This window comes from Nonomuraea sp. NPDC001636, from assembly GCF_040298265.1.
Taxonomy (GTDB): Bacteria; Actinomycetota; Actinomycetes; order Streptosporangiales; family Streptosporangiaceae; genus Nonomuraea.
The window spans coordinates 388464-407350 of sequence record NZ_JBEOZT010000002.1; the positions used below are offsets into that span (position 1 = coordinate 388464).

Sequence of the window (18887 nt, forward strand, 5' to 3'; positions counted from 1 at the left end):
GTGCACACACAAAGGGGTGCACACGCAGAGGCACCACACGCCGCACACACAGAGGCGCCACACGCTGCGCACGCAGACCGGGCACAGGGGGCGGACACAGGGGGCGCTGTGGGAGTCGGCGCCCCCAGTGGGGAAGGTTCAGGCCAGTGTGCGGAGGGCCTGTTCCACGGTGTCGCCGGTGCCGACGGCCACCTCGCCGCCGTCGTCGTCACGCGCCACGGCGATCACGCCGGACCCGGTCGGATGGCGGCTCAGGGTGACCGTGCAGCCGTCCCGCAGCAGCGCCTCCACGTCGACCGCCCTCTGCGGCGCGGCCCGCTCACCGGAGCCGGGCCCGAGCAGGCGGGTGGCCGCGATCAGCGCGGCGACCGGCGTCCGGTGCCGAGCCAGGAGCACAGGGCTGTCGTCGTACGGCTCCGAGACCTGCCGGACGAGCTCCCCCAGCTTCGCCTTGGCCGTGGACAACGACACCACGGGCAATCCGGTCAGCATCCCGGGAACCTTGGACAGCGGCACCAGCGCGGCCCACTCCCAGCGCTCCCGCGTGATCAGCGTGATCTGCCCCTCGCCCGCCGCGCCCACCAGCGCCCCCCAGCGGGACCGTGCCTCCTCGACCCCGATGGGCACGCCCAGCCTGTCCTCCATCTCGCTGTAATTGATCATGAGGAAACCGTAAGGCACCTTACGATATTCGCGCAAGGATCCGCGCCCGCCGCCGCAGGGCGTCCGGCGCGCCCACCTCCCGCGACGCACCCTCCGGACGAGGTCGTCGGCGGCCTCCCCCCACTGCGGGTACTCGAAGGCGAAACCCGCCTCCAGCAACCGCCCAGGGACGACCCGGCGGCTCTTGAGCAGCAGCTCGGTGTCGGACCGCAGCGCGTACGCCCCAAGCTCGGCCATCCACCGCGTCGCGGGCAGGCCCACCGGCACGCCCCAGGCGGACCGCAACGTCCGCATGAACGCGGCCTGCGGCAGCGGCCCGGGCGCGGCCAGGTTGACCGGTCCGTCCAGGTCGTCCCGCCCGGCCAGGAACTCGACCGCGCGGACGAGGTCGCGGTCGTGGATCCAGGAGACGTACTGCTCGCCGCCGGCCAGCGGCCCGCCGAGGCCGAGCCGGGTCATGCGCAGCAGCACGTCGAAGACGCCGCCGCGGTCGGGGCTCATCACCATGGCGGTGCGCAGGGCGACCTTGCGCGTGTGCGGGGTCTCGGCCCGCTCCTGCTCCCGCTCCCACGCCTTGGCGATCTCGACGCTGTAACGCCAGTAGCCCGGGACGCCGGGCTCGTCGCCGCCGATCAGACCGGTCGCCTCGTCGTTGGGCGCGTCGAAGCGGTGGGCGTAGACGGTGGCGGTGCTCATCTGCAGCCAGACCCGGGGCGGACGTGCGGCGGCGGCGATCGCCCGTCCCACGACCCGGGTGGAGCGCACCCGCGAGTCCATCATGGCCCGCAGGTTGGCGGGGGTGTAGCGGCAGTTCACGCTCCGCCCGGCCAGGTTGACCACGAGGTCGCTGCCGTCGATCTCGCGCGCCCACGCGCCCAGGGTCTCGCCGTCCCAGGCGACCTCGCCTTTCCGGGACGGCCTGCGGGTCAGCACCACGACCTCGTGGCCGGCGGAGGTCAGCGCCCGGCGGAGAATCTCGCCGACCTGTCCGGTTCCTCCGGGAATCACGGTCTTCACTCTGCCGACCCTACTCCCGTCTTTTGAACGCGTTCAGGGCGGCCCCGGGCGCCGCCGAAGAGTGCGCTCGTAGCCGGTGGGAGTGTTGGGTCAGGACGTGAGGGCGTCCAGCGTCCGCATGTCCTCGCCGGTCAGGGCAAGGTCGGCGGCGGCCAGGTTCTCCGCCAGATGGACGGCCGAGCCGGTGCCGGGCGTGGGCAGGACGACCGGGGAGCGGTGCAGCAGCCACGCCAGCGCCACCTGCCCGGACGTCGCGCCGTGCCGGGCGGCCACCCGCTCGATCGCCGCCCCCGTCCCGGCCCCCGTCCCGGCCCCCGCGGCGAGGGAGCCGTTCCCCAGAGGGAACCACGGCAGGAACGCGATGCCCAGTCCTTCGCACCGCGCCAGCACCGGCTCCGACTCCCGGTCCAGCACGTTGAACCGGTTCTGCACCGACGCCGGCCGCAGGACGGTCAGCGCCTCGTCGAGCTGGTCCAGGGTGACGGTGTCGAGCCCGATGTGCCGGATCTTGCCCTCTTCGCGCAGTTCGGCCAGCGTGCCGAGCTGGTCGGCGAGCGGCACCGCGGGGTCGATGCGGTGGAGCTGGTACAGGTCGATGGTGTCGGTGCGCAGACGGCGCAGGCTCGCCTCGCACATGGCGCGCAGATCCTCGGGGCGTCCGGCGGCGTGCCACTTGTCCGGTCCGGTACGGATCACGCCGCCCTTGGTGGCCAGCACCAGGTCGCCGGGGTACGGATGGAGGGCCTGGGCGATCAGTTCCTCGGCGATGTCCGGGCCGTAGTTGTCGGCGGTGTCGATGAGCGTGACGCCGCGCTCGACGGCCAGGCGCAGGAGCGCGACCGCCTCGCCGGGCGTGAGGCGTGGACCCCAGTAGCCGGGGCCCGTGAGCTGGGCGGTGCCGTAGCCGAGGCGTCGCACCCGCAGCTCACCGGCGATCTCGAACGTCCTGCCCACCACCGCGCCCGCCCTTCCCCCGATGAAAGGGCTTATCGTACGGCGGCCTCACCGCCGGGACCGCCGCACCCCTGACGGGGCGACGCTCGTCCGGCAGTGACGCCGGGCCAGGCTCCAGCCGGAAGCCCGTAGCCCGTAGCCCGGAAGCCCGGAAGTCAGGGAGCCAGGGAGCCGGAGAGCCGGGAGCCGGGAGCCGCAAGCCGGGGGCAGGCATCGGCGCATCCAGGGGTCGCTGGGCGTGTTCTCAGAGCGTGGCCACCACCGCGTAACGCTCGTCGGTGATCTCCTTGCCCCACAAGGCCGGGTCGGGCAGAGGATGCACCCGGAGATCGCCGACCAGGGGACGGAGGGCCGTGGTCAGGTTGTCGGCGGTGACGCCGCCCATCCACGGTAAGTGCTCACCCGGCACGTAGTCGGACTGCCCGCCGGAGGTCTGCCAGCGGCCCTCGACCAGCACCAGCCGGCCGCCGGGACGCAGCAGCGACACCCAGCGGGCCAGCGCCGCCGCCGGATCGGGGATGGTCCACAGCAGGTGGCGGGCCAGCACGACGTCGAAGCGGCGGTCGCCGACGGGCGGGGCGGCCGCGTCTCCCGTCAGCACCGTGGCGCCGGTGGCGGCCAGCTTGGCCTGGGCGCGTTCGACCATGCGCGGGGCCAGGTCGACGGCGGTCAGGCGGTGGCCCTGGACGGCCAGCAGCAACGACAACGAGCCCGTGCCGCAGCCCAGGTCGAGCACGTCGAGCGGCCCGGCGGGCACCCACTCGGCCAGGCGCGCCGCCCAGGCGGCCCTGACCTCGGGGTCGCGGAGCCCGTGGTCGGCTTCGTCGTCGAAGGAGTCGGCGGCGGCGTCCCAGAAGCCTGCGATGGTCGTCATGAGTCGCATCCTGGCAGGCGCCGCCGACAGTTTCGGGCCGGCGTCCGCACGCCCCCAACACGCCGGACTCCCAGGCCCGGCGCGGTCCCGGCCCACCGACCGTTCCGTGCGCCCCAACGCGCGGGATCCCCGGACGGGCGGCGCGAGGAGGGCGGCCCCCGGAGGGCGGCGCGGGGCCATCGGCGCGGGGTCATCGGCGCGGAGCGCGCGGACGTAAGCGGCGCGGACGTAAGCGGCGCGGACGTAAGCGGCGCGGACGTAAGCGGCGCGGACGTAAGCGGCGCGGACGTAAGCGGCGCGGTCGCGCGCGGCGCGGTCGCGCGCGGGAGAACCTGGTGTACTGGTCTGACCAGTCGCTAGTGTTTCTCAGCATGACGGGATATGACGCGCTGTTCCGCCTCGACGGGCGGCGGGCCGTGGTGATCGGGGCTGGCAGCGGGATCGGCAGGGAGTCGGCGTTCGCCCTGGCCGCGCATGGGGCGTCCGTGGTGTGCGCGGACCGGGACCTGGCCGCCGCGCAGGAGACCGCCGCCGGGTGCGGGGGCACGGCCCGGCTGCTCGACGTGCTGGACGCCGACGCCGTCCGGACGGCCGCCGCGGAGGAGCCGGCCGACGTGCTGGTGTTCACGGCGGCGACGAACGTGCGCAAGCGGCTGCTCGACTACTCCGGCGAGGAGTTCGACCGGGTGGTGGGGCTGAACCTGCGGGCGTCGTTCGACGTGGTGCGGGCGTTCGGCGCCGGGATGGTGCGGCGGGGGCGCGGGTCGATCATCGGGTTCGCGTCGATCCGGGCGTCGGTGACCGAGCCGGGGCAGGGCGTCTACTCGGCCACGAAGGCGGGGCTGGTGCAGTTGCTGCGGACGGCGGCGGCCGAGTTCGGCCCGCACGGCGTACGGGTCAACGCGATCGCGCCCGGCGTCGTGGAGACCCCGCTGACCCGGCAGATCAAGGACAATCCCGACTGGTACGCCGCGTACGCCGCCAAGAGCGCCCTCGGCCGGTGGGCCACCGCGCCCGAGATGGCCGGCGCGGTGGTCTACCTGGCCGGCGACGCGGCGAGCTTCGTGACGGGCTCGGTCCTGTACGTGGACGGCGGCTGGACCGCCGTGGACGGCCGTTTCGATCCGCCCAATTAATCCGCCCAATCAACTCGAATACTCCCGACCGGATGGGGCAGCGGGCACGGGTCCCATTGAAGGGAGGGACTCATGAGAACAGCACGGAGCCACTTAGCACCCGCGGGAATCGCGGCCGTGCTGGCGTTGACCGTGTCCGCCACGGCACCCGCCGCGGCCCAGGCCGCCACCACCGTCCGGCCGGTGGCCGCGCCCGGCGCCGCAGCCGCCCCGTCCGTCCAGGCGTTCCACGCCTCGGGCCAGGACCGGGCGTACCTGCGGCAGGCGCACCGCGGCAATCTCGCCGAGATCGCGGCCGGGAAGGCCGCGCTCCGCAGGTCGCACGACGAGGACGTGCGCGAGATCGCCTGGCGGCTGATCCGTGACCACCGCAGGCTCGACGCCCGGCTGCGCGAGGTCGCGCACCGGCTGCGCGTCAGCCTTCCTGACGCGCCGAGCGCCGCCCAGCGCGACGACCTGGACGCGGTGCTCGCCCGCCGTTCCGGCCACCGGTTCGACCGGGCGTGGCTGCGCCTGGAGGCCGGAGCGCACGAGCAGACGCTCACGCTGATCAGGCGCGAACTGCGGGACGGTCACTCCGGCTGGGTCCGGGATCTGGCGCGCGACGGCGCCCCCGCGGTCCGGCACCACCTGCGCGAGGTCCGCGCGGAGCTCGACCGGCACACCCGCTGACCGGGCGCGCACCATCCCACCCCGTGACCGGGACGCGAACCGTCCGACCGGGACACGAACCGGCTGACTGGAGACGCAAACCGTCCGGCCGGGACACGAACCGGCTGACTGGAGACGCGAACCGGCTGACCAGAAACGTGAACGGTCCGACCGGAGACGTGAACCGGCCGATCGGGACGGTGGTCGTCGTGGTCGCGGGCGTGAACTCCGGGCGGGGGCGCCCCCGCCCTCGCCCGGGTCAGGTCGCGGGGCTCAGCCGCACCTGCACCGGCCGTCCGTGCACGGTCTCGAACTCCAGGACCGTGCGCGGCCCGGTGATCCTGGCCCGGCACGGCTGGCCGGCGTCCGTCCGCCAGCGCCCGTCCAGGGTCACTCTCATGCGGTGCGGGTGGCTGGGGCCGGCCAGCCAGGGCCGCGACCACGGGCTGTAGTGCCCGACGTAGCGGCCCTTCTCGTACTGGTCGTGGTCGATCCCGCCGTACAGGCGCAGATCCGGATCGCACACCGCGATCACCAACGTCTCCCCCTCCGTACGGACGAGCAGCATCGAAGGCGTGTCCACCTCGCGTACCAGACCTTCCAGACGGGTGCGCTCGAACACCGCGTACCCGGTGATGCCGGTGTCGCGATCCCGTACGACGTGGGCCGCCGTGTCGGCGCGCAGCACCCGGTAAGGGGCGTTCGCCGCGTCCCCCATCGCGGCGGCGAAGCCGGCCATGCGCTCGGCCGTGGCGTTCACCACCATCGCGTACTCGTACGTCCCGTTCCGAGGGGCGGTGCCGTGCCTGATCCAGGCTGTGGCGAAGTCTCCGCTGGTGGGCTCTTCCGTGGCGTTGTTGCGGGAGGTCTGGGCCGAGCGGGTCAGGGCCACTTTCTGCCCGGGCGCCAGGTAGTAGCCGATGCCCTTGTCGTCGAGCAGCCAGCGCGGGCCGCCGTCGAGCGCCTGGTGGGGGAAGGCCGTGACCGCGGCGCCGTCCACCACGGTGGGCGCGTTCCTGGCCGGCAGCCGGGTCTGAAAGAGGGTGGTCTCCGTCTCGTCCGCGGTGTCGTCGTTGGTGATGCCGGTGCCCAGGGCCACGACGCGGTCGTCGAACAGGAACACCGACTTGCGGGCCCGGTGCGTGCCGTCGTACTTGGGGTGTCCGTGCAGGTCCATGGCGAACAGGGCGTTGCGTCCGTCGATGGTGCAGGCTCCGGCGAAACGGGAGTCGGTGAGGAGCATCTCCTCGATGGCCCCGGTCAGGTCGCCCTTGAGCTGGTCGAGCGGTTTGTGGATGACCGTGGTGCCGGGGCGGCGGTTCCAGTCCCAGCCGGGCTGGGCGTAGCCGCTGTCCTGGTTGGTGACGGGGTCGCCGCGGTGCAGGACCTGGATCTGGCCGTAGGTGTTGTAGCGGCCGTACCAGTTGGCGCCGACGTAGATCTCGGTGCTCCACAGGTAGCGGTTGTGCCCGCGTACGGTGATCTGCCATTCGTCGCGGCGGTGCACGGCGAGCGCCGCGTAGTTGAGCGCCCAGGCGCCGGTCGGAGCCGGTTCCGGGGCGATGCCGCGCGCGGCGAGCCGGGCCGCGAGCTCCTTCTGCCGCGGCGTCGGGTTGGCAGGCAGCAGGCGCAGGAAGGCGGCGGCGATCTCATCGTCGATCGGGGCAAGCCACTCGAACGGGACGATCGACAGCGCGGTGGCGCCGCTGGGATTGCGACCGCTGATCGAGATCGGCCAGTGGTTCTTGTTGGCGTAGACCCGCTGCGTCAGCAGCGCCTTGCGCAGCCAGCCGGACGCCTCGGGCGAGATCGCGAACGAGCCGCCGTGCAGGACGTAGACCAGCGGCGCGAGCCCGGCCAAGCCGTCGCGGACGTAGTCGGGGAAGAAGCCGACGTGGTGGAAGGCGGTGCCGTCCACCTTGATGCCGTCCTGGATGCCGTCGGTGGGCAGCAGGGTGGCGTTCAGCCAGTCGCGCAGCACCCGCAGGTACGCCACCTGCTGCGCCTCGCCGTCGCGCAGCAGCACGGCGGCCAGCATGCCGCGGACCGTGGTGTTGTAGAGGTCCATCATGCTGCCCCGGGCCATCCGGAAGCCGAAACCGCGGAAGATCCGGCCGAGTCCGCTCAGCCATTCCAGGTCCGCTCGTACCCGCTCCAACTCCCCCGCCTCGCGCAGGGCGTCCCGCATGAGATAGACGGAGTCGTACAGGCCGCGGACGTCGTAGCCGAGGTGATGGATCGTGCCCTGGCAGCTGCCCTTCGTCCAGCCCTGTTCCCGCAGGTGGGCGACCATGCGCAGGTAGAGCGCGGCCAGCGCGGGACGTTCGGCGGGGGCGGCCTGGTGGGCCTGGGCGATCGTCTTCATCAGGTCGGTGCAGGCGCGCAGCGTGACCGGGTCCACGAACGCCTTGAGCTCGGCGGCGATCCCGGCCGGGTAGATCTGCGCCTGGTAGGCGTGCGTGGGGCGGCCCTCCAGGGCGGCGACCTGCGCCGTCAGCCCCGGCACGTCCGGCTTGACCTGGGCGGTCAGGTACTCGTCGTGGTAGCGGGCGTGCAGGGCGCGCAGCGAGGCCAGCTCGCCGGCGGACGGCGGCGACAGGTCGGGCTCGACGGTGGCCAGCAGCCGGTCGAAGCGGTGGAGTGCCTGCCAGTGCTGGTTGTCGTACTCGTCGCCCTCGGGGGCGATGTCGGGGAGCTGGTGGTCGCGGCAGGGGGCGTCGGGACGCAGCGGCACGTTGAGCATGAGCTGGTCGAGGTGCAGGGTCCCGGCCCTGCCCGGGGCGATGATCCGCAGGGTGTCCATGTCGGGGTGGGGCCGGCCGTGCATGTCGTAGGCGTACCGCACCCACGCCGTGCGCCACCCGCTGAACCCGAGCCGGAACTCGAACCACAGGTCGGTGCGCTCACCCCGCCCGAACTCGAACCGCAGCACGTCGTCCGCCGGCTCGGCGTTGTGCACCCACACGCAGAACGCGTCCACCAGCCCCTGCCACGCCTGGTCGTCGCCGAGCCGGTAGGGGTCGGGCGCCCACCGCAGCGGCGCCCGCACGGTGATCACGTCGCGGCTCGCGTGCTCCCAGCGCAGCGACCGCGTCCCGCACACGGCGACCCGGTCGCTGATCGACAACGTGGAGCCGGGGCCGGCGGCGAAGTGCGGCGGGACGGCGCTCTCCAGCAGGAACACCGGCGGGTCCATCGCCATGGCCCGCTGCTCCAGCCCCTCCGTGGCCGCTCCCTCCGTGGCCGGTCCGGCCGCCGCCAGTGCCGCCGTCCCCGGGACGCCACCCCCGAGGAAAGCGCTTGCCGCACCGGCCTTGAACACCGTTCTGCGCGTGATCTCCACCATGCGCGCCATCCAACGCGACCGCTGCGGCAAGGTAAAGACGTCTGGTCAAACCGTTACCCTCATCGGAGGGAGCAGAGGTTCACGTCCCCGTCGCCGCCGCCGTAGTCCGAAGGGTCCGCGCCGCCGGTGTAGCGGTCCCACTCCGCCCTGCCCAAGGTCCGGGGGCCGTCGTCGCACAGGACCTGCTCGGGGTCGGCGGCAACCTGCCGCAGGTCGTGGAGGTCCCACAGGGAGAAGGTGGCGCTGTCGGGGGCGGCCAGCAGGGCGCTGCGGGCGCCGTCGCTCAACGCCACCCCCCGCACCTCCGACGGGTACCCGCGCAGCCCGGCCAGCCGGACGGGCCGGGAGGGGACGGACAGGTCCCAGAGCGATCCGCCGCCGTTGGAGCCCGCCAGGAGAGCGGTCCCGCCGTCGGGGGTGAGGGCCACGTCGAACATGTCCGCCGGAGGCATCCCGATGACGGCGGACCGGACCGGGCGGGCCGGGTCGCCGAGCGTCCAGACCTCCGCCTGGCTCCGCCAGTCGGCCCCCGGGTCGCGCCGCGCGACGACGAGGACGCGTCCGTCGCCGCTCAGGGCGGCCGCCGTGCCGTTGTAAATGGACGGGGTCAGCTCGGCCGCCTTCACCGGGTGCGCCGGGTCCGCCAGGTTCCAGATCGTCGCCGGGCCGTCGTCGGCCGTGGTGACCGCCGTCCTGCCGTCGCCGCTGAGGTCGAGGTCCGCCGTCGAGGAGTCGTGGACGGCGGTGACCGAGCGCCGGACCGGGTGGTCGGGTACGGCCAGGTCCCACACCAGCAGGTTCCCGGCGAAGTCGGCGACCGCGGCGACCCGGCCGTCCCCGCTCACCGCCACCGCCTGGACGTCGTCGAGCGGCCCCTTCGCCGCCACGCCCGGCAACGTCGCCCGCCAGGCCGGGTGGGCGGGATCGGTAAGGTCCCACACGGTCGTGGCGCCGTCGTCGCCGCCGGTCAGCGCGGTGCGGCCGTCGTGGGAGAGCGCCGGCGCCGCGTCCTCGGGCCCGTCCAGCGTGACCGATTTCCCGGAGCCGAGCTCCCAGACCTCGGCCTTGCCGTTCCCGGCGACCAGGCCGACGCGTCCGTCGCCGCTCAGCTCGGCATGCTGGACACCGCCGGAGTCGCCGGGCCGCAGGTCGTCCCTGCGCCACAGCAGAAGGGTGTCGGTCAGCCCGGCCCGGGTCTGGTCGTCGGCGTGCACGCCCAGAGCGGCCAGGCCGAGGTCGCGAGCCTTGACCGGATCGTCCCCGCGCAGCTCGGCGGCGTGCAGCGCGAGCCCGTGGGCCAGCGCGACGCGCTCCCGGTCTTGCGCCTGCCCATGCTCCCGCCACCAGGCCGTGCCCGCGCCCGCCAGGGCGACGGCCAGGAGGGCGGCGAGCACGGGCAGGGCCCTGCCGGCGCGCGCTCGCGGGACAACCATCGGCTCGTCCGTCCGTAAAGCCAAGGCACGCGCCTCCTCGCCGTTTGGGCGCCACCCTACAGCGGCCGTCAGGGGCGGATGATCGCCATTCTGGTCACCGTCATTTCCTCCATGGCGAAGCGCGGGCCCTCGCGGCCGCTGCCCGAGTCCTTGACGCCGCCGTACGGCATGTTGTCGGCGCGGAAGCCGGGCACCTCGTTCACCACCACGCCGCCGGTGTGGATGCGTTCGATCGCGGTGAAGGCGGTGGCCAGCGAGCGGGTGTAGACGGCGGCGTGCAGGCCGTACCGGGAGCGGTTGACGGCCTCGAAGGCGGCGTCGAGGTCCGGCACCCCGCGGACGCACACCACCGGGCCGAAGATCTCCTCGTCCCACGCGGCGGCGCCGTCGGGCACGCCGGACAGCACGGTCGGCGCGATCGCCCGGCCCTCGCGCACCCCGCCGGCGACCACCTCGGCGCCCGAGTCGCCGATCCACGCGAGGACGCGATCGGTGGCGGCGGGGTCGATCAGCGGGGCCACACGGGTCCCGGGCAGGCGCGGGTCGCCGACGGCCACGTCCTTGACCCGGGCGGCCAGCAGCGCCAGGAACTCCGCCCGTACGGGCTCCTCCACCAGCACCCGCTGCACCGCGATGCACGCCTGCCCGGAGGCGTAGTAACCGCCGCGCACGACGGCGTCGGCGGCGGCCGCCAGGTCGGCGTCGGCGGCGACCACGAGGGCGGCGTTGGAGCCGAGTTCGAGCAGCACCTTGGTGGGGGCGGCCGCGCGGGCGATGGCGTGCCCGGCGGCGGCCGAGCCGGTGAAGGAGACCGCGCCGATCCGCCGGTCCTCGACCAGCGTGCGGCCGACCTCGACGTCCCCTGTGACGAGCTGGACGGCGGCGGGCGGCAGGCCGCCCTCGCGGAGCAGGTGCACCAGCCTGAGCGTGGCCAGGGGCGTCGCCGGGGCGGGCTTGACGATCACCGGGCAGCCGGCCGCGACCGCCGGGGCGATCTTGTGGGCGGCCAGGAGCAGCGGGTAGTTGTAGCCGGTGATCCCGACGACGACGCCGATCGGCCGCCGCGTCCAGAACCCGATCAGCCCCTCCCCCGACGGCAGCAGGTCCAGCGGTACGGTCTCGCCGTGCAGCCGGGCGACCTCCTCGGCGGCCGTGGCGAGGGTGAGCAGCGTCCTGGCCACCTCGACCCGGCAGTCGACCAGCGGCTTGCCGGTCTCCAGGACCAGCAGCCGCTCGAACTCCGCGCGGCGGGCGGCGAGCGCGTCGTGCGCGGCCATGAGCGCGGCGCGGCGGGCGTGCGAGGGCAGCGCGGCCATGGCGGGCACGACGGCCAGCGCCTCCTCCAGGGCGCGGGCGGCGTGGGCGGGGGTGCCCAGCGGGGCGCGGGCCACCACCGAGCCGTCGTAGGGGAAGATCACCTCGGTGGTGTCCTCGGTGGCGGCCCATCCGTCTCCGATGGGCAGGCCGTCCGGCCAGGTCATCTGTCTCCCCCAAGGACGCTCGGGAACACGTCGAGGTACGCGGGCGCGTCCTCGCGGCCGGTGGCGGCGAGCATGGCGTGGGCCACCGCCCGGCTGAACACGTCGGCCGCGGCGGCCAGGACGTCCTGGAGCCCGTCGGGGCCGGGGGCCGGGCGGGCGCAGGCGGCCAGGCCGAAGACGGTGTCGCCGTCGACCATGGTGTGGGCCGGCCGGATGGCTCTGGCCAGGCCGTCGTGGGCCACCCCGGCCAGCTTGCCGCACTGGGCCTTGGTGAGGGTGAGGTCGGTGGCCACCACGCCGATGGTGGTGTTGAACGAGGTGACCTTGTCCGGCTGCCACGCCCCGGCCTCGGCGGGGTCCGGGCGGCGCAGGTGGCCGAACTCGCCGGGCAGGCCGTAGCGGACGCCGGCGAGGGTGGCGCCCGCGGGGTCGAGCACGGATCCGGCGGCGTTGACGACGGCCAGGGCGGCCACGGTGACGCCGCCGGGCAGGACGGCGCTGGCCGTCCCGACGCCGCCGGCCAGGCCGCCCGCCATCGCCCCGGCGCCGGCCCCGACGGACCCGCTGGCCGTGGGGGGCGCGGTGGCGTACCGGGCCGCGCCGCCGTGCCGGGCGGCCGTCCCCGGGGAGGAGGCGTCCGCGCCGCCGCCGCGGCGGGGCAAAGGTGCGGGGAAGGGCGGTTCGTGCGCCGGGGTGCGGGCGGCGGCGTAGGCGGCGGCGCCGAGGGCGGCGTCGGGGGTGGCGCGGAAGTCGCCGCCGCGCCCGAGGTCGTAGATGACGGCCGCCGGGACGATGGGCACCACGCCCCCCGCCACCGGGAAGCCGATGCCCGCGTCGGCCAGCTGGTCCATCACCCCGCACGCCGCGCTCAGCCCGTACGCGCTGCCGCCCGACAGCACGACGGCGTGCACGCGCTCGACCAGGTTGCGCGGATCGAGCAACTCGGTCTCGCGGGTGCCGGGAGCGGCGCCGCGCACGTCCACGCCGGCCACCACGCCCTCCGGCGGCGCCAGCACCACGGTCGTGCCCGTGCGGTAGCCGCCGCCCACCCGGTGCGCGTGCCCGACGCGCAGCCCGGCGACGTCCACCAGCGAGTTCGTCGGCCCGGGACGCATGCCGGGAGCGGGCTCGGCGAGCATCAGAAGTCCCGGTGCAGGAAGCGCCGCGCCGCCTCGGCGAACACCTTGGTGCACCGGACGATCTCGGCGACCTCGACGTACTCGTCCGCCTGGTGGGCGATCCACTTGCCGCCGGGGCCGTACACGACCGAGGGGACGCCGCCCCAGTGGGTGAGCACGGTCCCGTCCGTCGAGCCCGGCACGCCGCCGTAGACCGGCTCCTCCCCCGTCACCGTCCGGTGGGCCGCCGCCAGGGCGGCCACCACCGGGTCGGTCACCGGCACGTCCACCGGCGGCCGGTCCACCAGGACCGACACCGACGCCTCGATCCCGTCCTCGGCCGCGGCGAGGGCGGCCACCCGGTCGGCCACGACCTTGTGCTCCAGCCCGGGGATCGTGCGCACGTCGACGAAGACGGACGCGGTGGCGGGGATGACGTTGACCTGCTCCTCGCTGCCCGCCCGGAGCACGGTCGGGGTGACGTACACCTCGCCGAGGTGCTCGTGGGCCGGATGCCGTTCCTGGAGCTCCCGCTGCAGGCCGCGCAGGGCGACCAGCAGCGTGCCGACCGCCTGGACGGGGTTGCGGCCGTGCTGCGGCATCGCGCCGTGGGCCATCTTGCCGGTGAGGTCGACGCGCAGCCGCAGCGCGCCCTTGGCCACCGCGCAGATCTCCCCGGCCTCGGGCTCGGCGACGATCGCGCCGTCCACGCCGTCGGCCAGGCCGGAGGCGACGAAGTGGTGGGCGCCGATCATCAGGCCCTCCTCGTCGGCCAGCGCGCACACCTTGATCCGGCCGGGGAACGGGCCGGCGAGCTGGAGCGCGCGGGTGGCGTAGAGGGTGGCGGCCAGACCGGACTTCATGTCGGCGCTGCCCCGGCCCCACAGCCGCCCGTCGCGGATCTCGCCGCCGAACGGGTCGACGGTCCAGGTGGACAGGTCGCCCTCGGTCACGACGTCGGTGTGGCCCTCGAACATCAGCGTCGGCCCGTCGCCGCCGCCGCCCTCGACCACCGCGACGACGTTGGGCCGCCCGGCGGCGGCCTCGCTCACGACCGGGTCCCAGCCCCACTCGCGCATCCTGGCCTCGACCAGCTCGGCGGCGGGCCGCTCGGTGCGCCCGCGCGCGGGGTCGTTGGTGCTGGGGATGCGCACCAGCGCCTGCGTGAACTCCACGACTCCCCGCTCGTCGACCTCGATCACAACAATCCCTCCAGGGTCGGTACGGCCTGCAGCAGGTCACGCGTGTACGGGTGGCGCGGCGCGGCCCAGACGTCGTCCACCGGGCCGGTCTCGACGATCTCGCCGCCGCTCATGACGGCCACGGTCTCGCACACGTGCCGGACCACCGACAGGTCGTGCGAGACGAACACGAGCGTGAGGCCCAGCTCGTCCACCAGGTCGGCGAGCAGGTTGAGGATCTGGCCGCGGACGGACACGTCGAGGGCGCTGACCGGCTCGTCGGCGACCAGCACCTTCGGCCGGGGCGCGAGCGCGCGGGCGATGGCGATGCGCTGCCGCTGACCGCCGGAGAACTGGTGGGGGTAGCGGTCGGCGGCCGAGGCGGGCAGGCCGACCGCCTCCAGCAGCTCGGCCACCCGCCCGCCGACCGGCAGTCCGAGCGCGACCAGCGGCTCGGCCACCAGGTCGCGCACGCGCATGCGCGGGTCGAGCGAGCTCATCGGGTCCTGGAAGACGATCTGCAGGTTCTCCCGCAGGAAGCGCAGCCGCCGCTCCGGCAGGCCGGTGATCTCCCGCCCGTCGAAGACGACGGACCCGCCGGTGGGCCGGTCGAGGCCGCACAGCAGGCGCAGCAGCGTGGACTTGCCGGAGCCGGACTCGCCGACGATGCCGAACCGCTCGCCGCGGCGGACGGTCAGCGACACCTCCCGCAGGGCATGGACGGGCGCGCCCGGCCTGGTGAGGGAGGTGCGCGGGCGGCGGTAGACGCGGCTGAGCCGGCGCGCCTCGATCAGTGCGTCGCCAGAGGGCTCATTCGGTGGGGTGCCAGCATGCGTGGGCATGGCCGTCTCCTGTCAGCGCCGGCGGGGTCTCGCACCGCGGGGTGGCGTGCGGGCAGCGGTTGCGGAACACGCAGCCCTCGGGGAAGGCGCCCGCGGGCGGCACACTGCCCTTGATGGTCGGGAGCCTGGTGCCGCGCGGCGTGAGCCGGGAGGCGGCCAGCAGGCCCTCGGTGTAACGGTGGCGGGGGCGGGTGAAGACCTCGCGGATGGGCCCGGTCTCGACGACGCGGCCGCCGTACATGACGATCACCCGCTCGCAGACGGAGGCCACCACCGCCAGGTCGTGGGTGATGAACAGCAGCGCGGGGGCGACCTCGGCGATCAGCTCCAGCATCTGCTTCTGCACGGTGACGTCGAGCGCGGTGGTCGGCTCGTCGCAGACGAGCAGCCCCGGCTCGTTGGCCAGGGCGATGGCGAGCATGACGCGCTGGCGCTGGCCGCCGGAGAGCTGGTGGGGGTAGGCGCGGGCGATCTGCCCGGGTTCGGGGAGCCGGACGCGGTCCAGCAGGGCGAGCGCGCGCCGCCCGGCCTCGGCGCGGGGGACGCCGTGCAGGGTCATGGCCTCGGCCACCTGCGCGCTGACGCGCATGAGCGGGTTGAGCGCGGTCATCGGCTCCTGGAAGACCATCGACAACGCGCGTCCGCGCAGGTCCTTCAGCCGCTTCTCGGGCACGCCGACCAGGTCGCGCTCCCCGAGCCTGGCCGTGCCCGAGGCGGTGACGCCCTCGGGCAGCAGGCCCATGAGCGACAGCGCGGTCAGCGACTTGCCGGAGCCGGACTCGCCGATCAGCCCGACCCGCTCGCCGGGCCCGATCGTGAACGACACGTCGTGCACGAGCCCCACCTCGCCGGCCCGTACGCAAAGCCCCTCAACCGTCAGCACGGACCCTCCTGAGCTTCGGATCGAGGTGGTCGCGCAGCCCGTCGCCGAGCAGGTTGAACCCGAGGACGGCGAGCGCGATCGCCAGGCCCGGCCACAGCGCGAGGCGCGGGGTGGAGAACAGCAGCTCCTGCGACTCCTGCAACATCCGCCCCCAGGACGGCGTCGGCGGCCGGGTGCCGAACCCGAGGAACGACAGCGCCGCCTCGGCCAGGATCGCGATCGCGAACGACACCGACGCCTGCACGATCAGCACGGACCCGATGTTCGGCAGCACGTGCCGCACGGCGATCGCGCCCCGGCGGCGGCCCGCGGCGCGCGCGGCCAGGATGTAGTCGGTCACCATGACCTGGAGCGTCGCGGCGCGGGCCACCCGCGCGAACGCGGGCACGGTGGCCACCCCGATCGCGATCATCGCGGTGAGCGTGCCGGCTCCGTAGACCGCGCCCAGCATGACGGCCAGCAGCAGCGCGGGGAAGGCGAACACCAGGTCGTTGACCCGCATGATCAGCTCCGACAGCCAGCCGCGCGGCGTCATCCCGGCGACCACGCCGAGCGGCACTCCCAGGACGGCGGCGATGCCGACGGCCACCACGCCGACGTAGAGGGTGGTGCGCGCGCCGACCATGAGCTGGCTGAGGGTGTCGCGGCCGAACTTGTCGGCGCCCAGCAGGTAGCCGCCGCCGGGGTCGCGCAGCTTGCGTGCGGCGTCGACGAGGGTCGGGTCGTGCGGCGTCCAGACGAACGAGACCAGCGCGGCCAGCGTCACCAGCCCGACCAGCGCGCCACCGGTCAGCAGCGCGGCGTTCGCGCGGCCCCTCATCGCAGCCTCGGGTCGAGCAGGCGGTAGGCGACGTCCACCACGAAGTTGATCAGCAGGACCGCGGCCACCAGCACCATCACCACACCCTGGACGAGCAGCAGGTCGCGCCCGGCGACGCCGTTGAGCAGGAGGTCGCCGAGCCCGGGCAGGACGAAGACCCGCTCGACCACGACCGCCCCGACCAGCAGGGTGGCCAGTTGCAGGCCGAGCACGGTGACCACGGGGATCGAGGCGTTGCGCAGGCCGTGCCGCCACAGGGCGCCGGTGCTGCCGCGGCCCTTGGCGCGGGCGGTGCGCAGGTAGTCCTCGCGCATGACGTCGAGGACGGCGCTGCGCACGTAGCGGGTGAGCACGGCGCCCTGGACGAGCCCGAGCGACAACCACGGCAACAGCAGCGAGCGCAGCCACTCCTGCGGGCTGTCGGCGATCGGGACGTATCCGCCGGAGGGCAGCGCCTGGGCCTTCACCGCGAACACGAACACCAGCAGGATGCCCGCGAGGAAGGCGGGGACGGCGATGCCGAGCTGGCTGGCCGCGCTGATCGCCGCGCCGAGCGGGTTGCGGTGGTGCACGGCGGCGAACGTGCCGAGCGGCACCGCGACGGCCAGCGCCAGCGCCATGCCGCCGAGCACCAGCACGGCCGTCACGCCGAGCCGCTCGCCGATCTGCGGGCCGATGGGCGAGCTGGTGACGTAGGAGACGCCGAAGTCGCCGTGGGCCAGCCCGCCGATCCAGTCGAGGAACTGCACGGCCGGCGGCCGGTCGGTGCCGAACTGCCGGCGCAGCGCGGCGACCGCGTCGGGGGTGGCGTTGACGCCGAGCGCGATCTCGGCCGGGTCGCCGGGCAGCAGCGCCATGAACGCGAACACCGCGACGGCGGCGACGGCGGCGCTCGCGATCAGCACCGCCAGCCGTTTGAGCAGGTAGAGCGTCACTGCTTGGTGAGACCGGTGAAGTCGAAGGACTCCGCGATGGCGTTCTTCGGCAGCCCGGTGACGCCCTTCTTCGCCACGATCAGGTTGGGGAACAGGAACAGCCAGTCGGCGGCGGCGTCGGCGGAGAGCAGCTTGGCGGCCTTCTTCAGGTCGTCGGTCTGCTGCTGCTCGGTGCCGGCGTCGGCGGAGGCGAGGAGTTTGCCGAACTCGGGATTGTCATAGTGGAAGTAATACGACTTATCGGCAAAAATCCCCATGTCGCGGGGCTCGACGTGGTTGATGATGGACAGGTCGTAGTCGCCCTGCTTGAACACCACGTCCAGCCAGCGGGCCGGGAACTCCAGCGGCTCGATGTCGGCCGTGATGCCCACCTGGGCCAGCTGCGACTTGACGACCTGGGCACTGGCCACCGCGTACGGCAGGTTGGGGATGCGCATCTTGACCGTCAGCGTCCTGCCGCCCAGCAGTTCCTTGGCCTTGGCCGGGTCGTAGGGGTAGTCGCCGGTGCGGTCCTCGTACCAGGGGTCGGTGGGCGGCACCATCGAGCCGATGAGCTGGCCGCGCCCGGCCCACGCGGTGTCCAGCAGCGCCTTGTGGTCGATGGCGTACCGGACGGCCTGGCGGGCCTTGACGTCGTCGAACGGCGGCCGGGCGTTGTTCATCGACAGCACGACCTCGCCGTTGGTGGTGCCCTCGACCGTCTGGAACCGGTTCGGATCGGCGAACTGCTGCAGCGACTCGGGGGCCTGCACGGCGGAGATGACGTCGATGCCGCCGGTCAGCAGCGCGTTGTTCATCGCCGTGGCGTCCTTGAAGTACTTCAGCGTGATCGCCGACAGCGCCGGCTTGGCGCCCCAGTAGGAGGGGTTGGCGGCGAGCTGGATCGACTCTCCGCGCTTCCACGCCCCCAGCGTGTACGGCCCGGTGCCGACGGGCTTGTTGGCCAGGTCGGCCACGCCGGTGCGGCTGAACATGGCGCCGAGCCGGGTGGCCAGGGCGTAGAGGAAGCCGTTGCTCGGCCGCTTGAGGGTGACGACGGCGGTGGCGTCGTCGGTCTTGGCCACCTTGTCGATGACGTCGAGCTGGGCCTTGATCTTGAGCTTCCAGTCGCTCCTGACCCGGTCGAGCGAGAACACCACGTCGTCGGCCGTGAACGGCGCCCCGCTGCTGAACGTGACGCCCTTGCGCAGGGTGAAGGTGTAGGTCTTCCGGTCGTCGGAGACCGACCACTTCTCAGCCAGCAACGGCTTGATCGAGCCGTCCTGGTCGAGCTTGACCAGGCCCTCGTAGACGTTGACCAGCAACGCCTGCGGGATGGCCGCGCCCTCGGTGGCGGTGAAGTCGAGGTTGGCCGGCTCGGCCACGAACCCGACGGACAGGGACTGGGCCTTGGGGGTGCCCGCGGTGCCGGAACCGCCCGAGCCGGAACCGCCGCCACAGGCGGCTGTGACCAGCAGGAGACCGCCCACGGCGATCCAGATCCCGATTCGCCTCATGTCTTACAGCCTCCTGGCTAGTGCACTGGTCTGACCAGTAGGCTACGCACATTGCCA

General features: G+C 73.8%; 16 protein-coding genes. 3 read left to right on the top strand and 13 right to left on the bottom strand.

The genetic code is table 11. The features are described from left to right. Positions 1-138: 138 nt before the first annotated feature. The 3 genes from ABT158_RS05520 to ABT158_RS05530 all read right to left on the bottom strand — a co-directional run bounded on the left by ABT158_RS05520 (position 139) and on the right by ABT158_RS05530 (position 3508). Positions 139-1680, bottom strand: coding sequence for a TIGR01777 family oxidoreductase (locus ABT158_RS05520; protein ID WP_352351194.1), 1542 nt, complete (start codon positions 1678-1680; stop codon positions 139-141). 90 nt (positions 1681-1770) lie between these two features. Beyond that, a complete protein-coding gene (locus tag ABT158_RS05525; protein WP_352351196.1) occupies positions 1771-2637 on the bottom strand; it encodes an aldo/keto reductase in 867 nt (288 codons plus the stop codon). A 241-nt stretch (positions 2638-2878) separates the two neighbouring features. Continuing rightward, positions 2879-3508, bottom strand: coding sequence for a class I SAM-dependent methyltransferase (locus ABT158_RS05530; protein ID WP_352351198.1), 630 nt, complete (start codon positions 3506-3508; stop codon positions 2879-2881). On the opposite strand from ABT158_RS05530, the gene ABT158_RS05535 reads away from it, so the two are divergent. From ABT158_RS05535 to ABT158_RS05545, 3 genes are all read left to right on the top strand, one after another. Then, positions 3446-3868 carry a pentapeptide repeat-containing protein gene (locus tag ABT158_RS05535; protein WP_352351200.1) on the top strand — a complete coding sequence of 141 codons (423 nt, stop codon included), beginning with the start codon at positions 3446-3448 and terminating at the stop codon, positions 3866-3868. The genes ABT158_RS05530 and ABT158_RS05535 overlap by 63 nt on opposite strands. An 11-nt stretch (positions 3869-3879) precedes the next feature. Beyond that, entirely contained in the window at positions 3880-4644 is a 765-nt protein-coding gene (locus ABT158_RS05540; protein WP_352351202.1) for an SDR family NAD(P)-dependent oxidoreductase, read from the top strand. Positions 4645-4761: 117 nt separating this feature from the next. Further along, positions 4762-5316 (top strand): DUF4142 domain-containing protein, encoded by a 555-nt coding sequence (locus ABT158_RS05545; RefSeq protein WP_352351204.1) that lies wholly within the window; start codon positions 4762-4764, stop codon positions 5314-5316. A 238-nt stretch (positions 5317-5554) separates the two neighbouring features. On the opposite strand, the gene ABT158_RS05550 is transcribed toward ABT158_RS05545, so the two are convergent. The 10 genes from ABT158_RS05550 to ABT158_RS05595 all read right to left on the bottom strand — a co-directional run bounded on the left by ABT158_RS05550 (position 5555) and on the right by ABT158_RS05595 (position 18830). Further along, positions 5555-8641 carry a chondroitinase family polysaccharide lyase gene (locus ABT158_RS05550; protein WP_352351206.1) on the bottom strand — a complete coding sequence of 1029 codons (3087 nt, stop codon included), beginning with the start codon at positions 8639-8641 and terminating at the stop codon, positions 5555-5557. Positions 8642-8700: 59 nt separating this feature from the next. Next, positions 8701-10074 (bottom strand): WD40 repeat domain-containing protein, encoded by a 1374-nt coding sequence (locus tag ABT158_RS05555; RefSeq protein WP_352351208.1) that lies wholly within the window; start codon positions 10072-10074, stop codon positions 8701-8703. A 68-nt stretch (positions 10075-10142) separates the two neighbouring features. Further along, on the bottom strand, positions 10143-11555 hold the full coding sequence (locus ABT158_RS05560) for an aldehyde dehydrogenase family protein (protein ID WP_352351210.1): 1413 nt from the start codon (positions 11553-11555) through the stop codon (positions 10143-10145). Further along, a complete protein-coding gene (locus ABT158_RS05565) occupies positions 11552-12694 on the bottom strand; it encodes a P1 family peptidase (RefSeq protein ID WP_352351212.1) in 1143 nt (380 codons plus the stop codon). Before ABT158_RS05565 ends, ABT158_RS05560 begins: the two co-directional genes overlap by 4 nt. Then, positions 12694-13875, bottom strand: coding sequence for a M20 family metallopeptidase (locus tag ABT158_RS05570; RefSeq protein ID WP_352351214.1), 1182 nt, complete (start codon positions 13873-13875; stop codon positions 12694-12696). The genes ABT158_RS05565 and ABT158_RS05570 overlap by 1 nt, the downstream gene beginning before the upstream one ends. Continuing rightward, a complete protein-coding gene (locus tag ABT158_RS05575; protein ID WP_352351216.1) occupies positions 13872-14696 on the bottom strand; it encodes an ATP-binding cassette domain-containing protein in 825 nt (274 codons plus the stop codon). Before ABT158_RS05575 ends, ABT158_RS05570 begins: the two co-directional genes overlap by 4 nt. Next, complete coding sequence (locus tag ABT158_RS05580; protein ID WP_352351218.1) at positions 14665-15579, bottom strand: ABC transporter ATP-binding protein; 915 nt, start codon at positions 15577-15579, stop codon at positions 14665-14667. The genes ABT158_RS05575 and ABT158_RS05580 overlap by 32 nt, the downstream gene beginning before the upstream one ends. After that, a complete protein-coding gene (locus tag ABT158_RS05585; RefSeq protein ID WP_352351220.1) occupies positions 15566-16399 on the bottom strand; it encodes an ABC transporter permease in 834 nt (277 codons plus the stop codon). Before ABT158_RS05585 ends, ABT158_RS05580 begins: the two co-directional genes overlap by 14 nt. Next, positions 16396-17334, bottom strand: coding sequence for an ABC transporter permease (locus tag ABT158_RS05590; RefSeq protein ID WP_352351222.1), 939 nt, complete (start codon positions 17332-17334; stop codon positions 16396-16398). The genes ABT158_RS05585 and ABT158_RS05590 overlap by 4 nt, the downstream gene beginning before the upstream one ends. Beyond that, positions 17331-18830, bottom strand: coding sequence for an ABC transporter substrate-binding protein (locus tag ABT158_RS05595; RefSeq protein WP_352351224.1), 1500 nt, complete (start codon positions 18828-18830; stop codon positions 17331-17333). The genes ABT158_RS05590 and ABT158_RS05595 overlap by 4 nt, the downstream gene beginning before the upstream one ends. Positions 18831-18887: the final 57 nt, after the last annotated feature.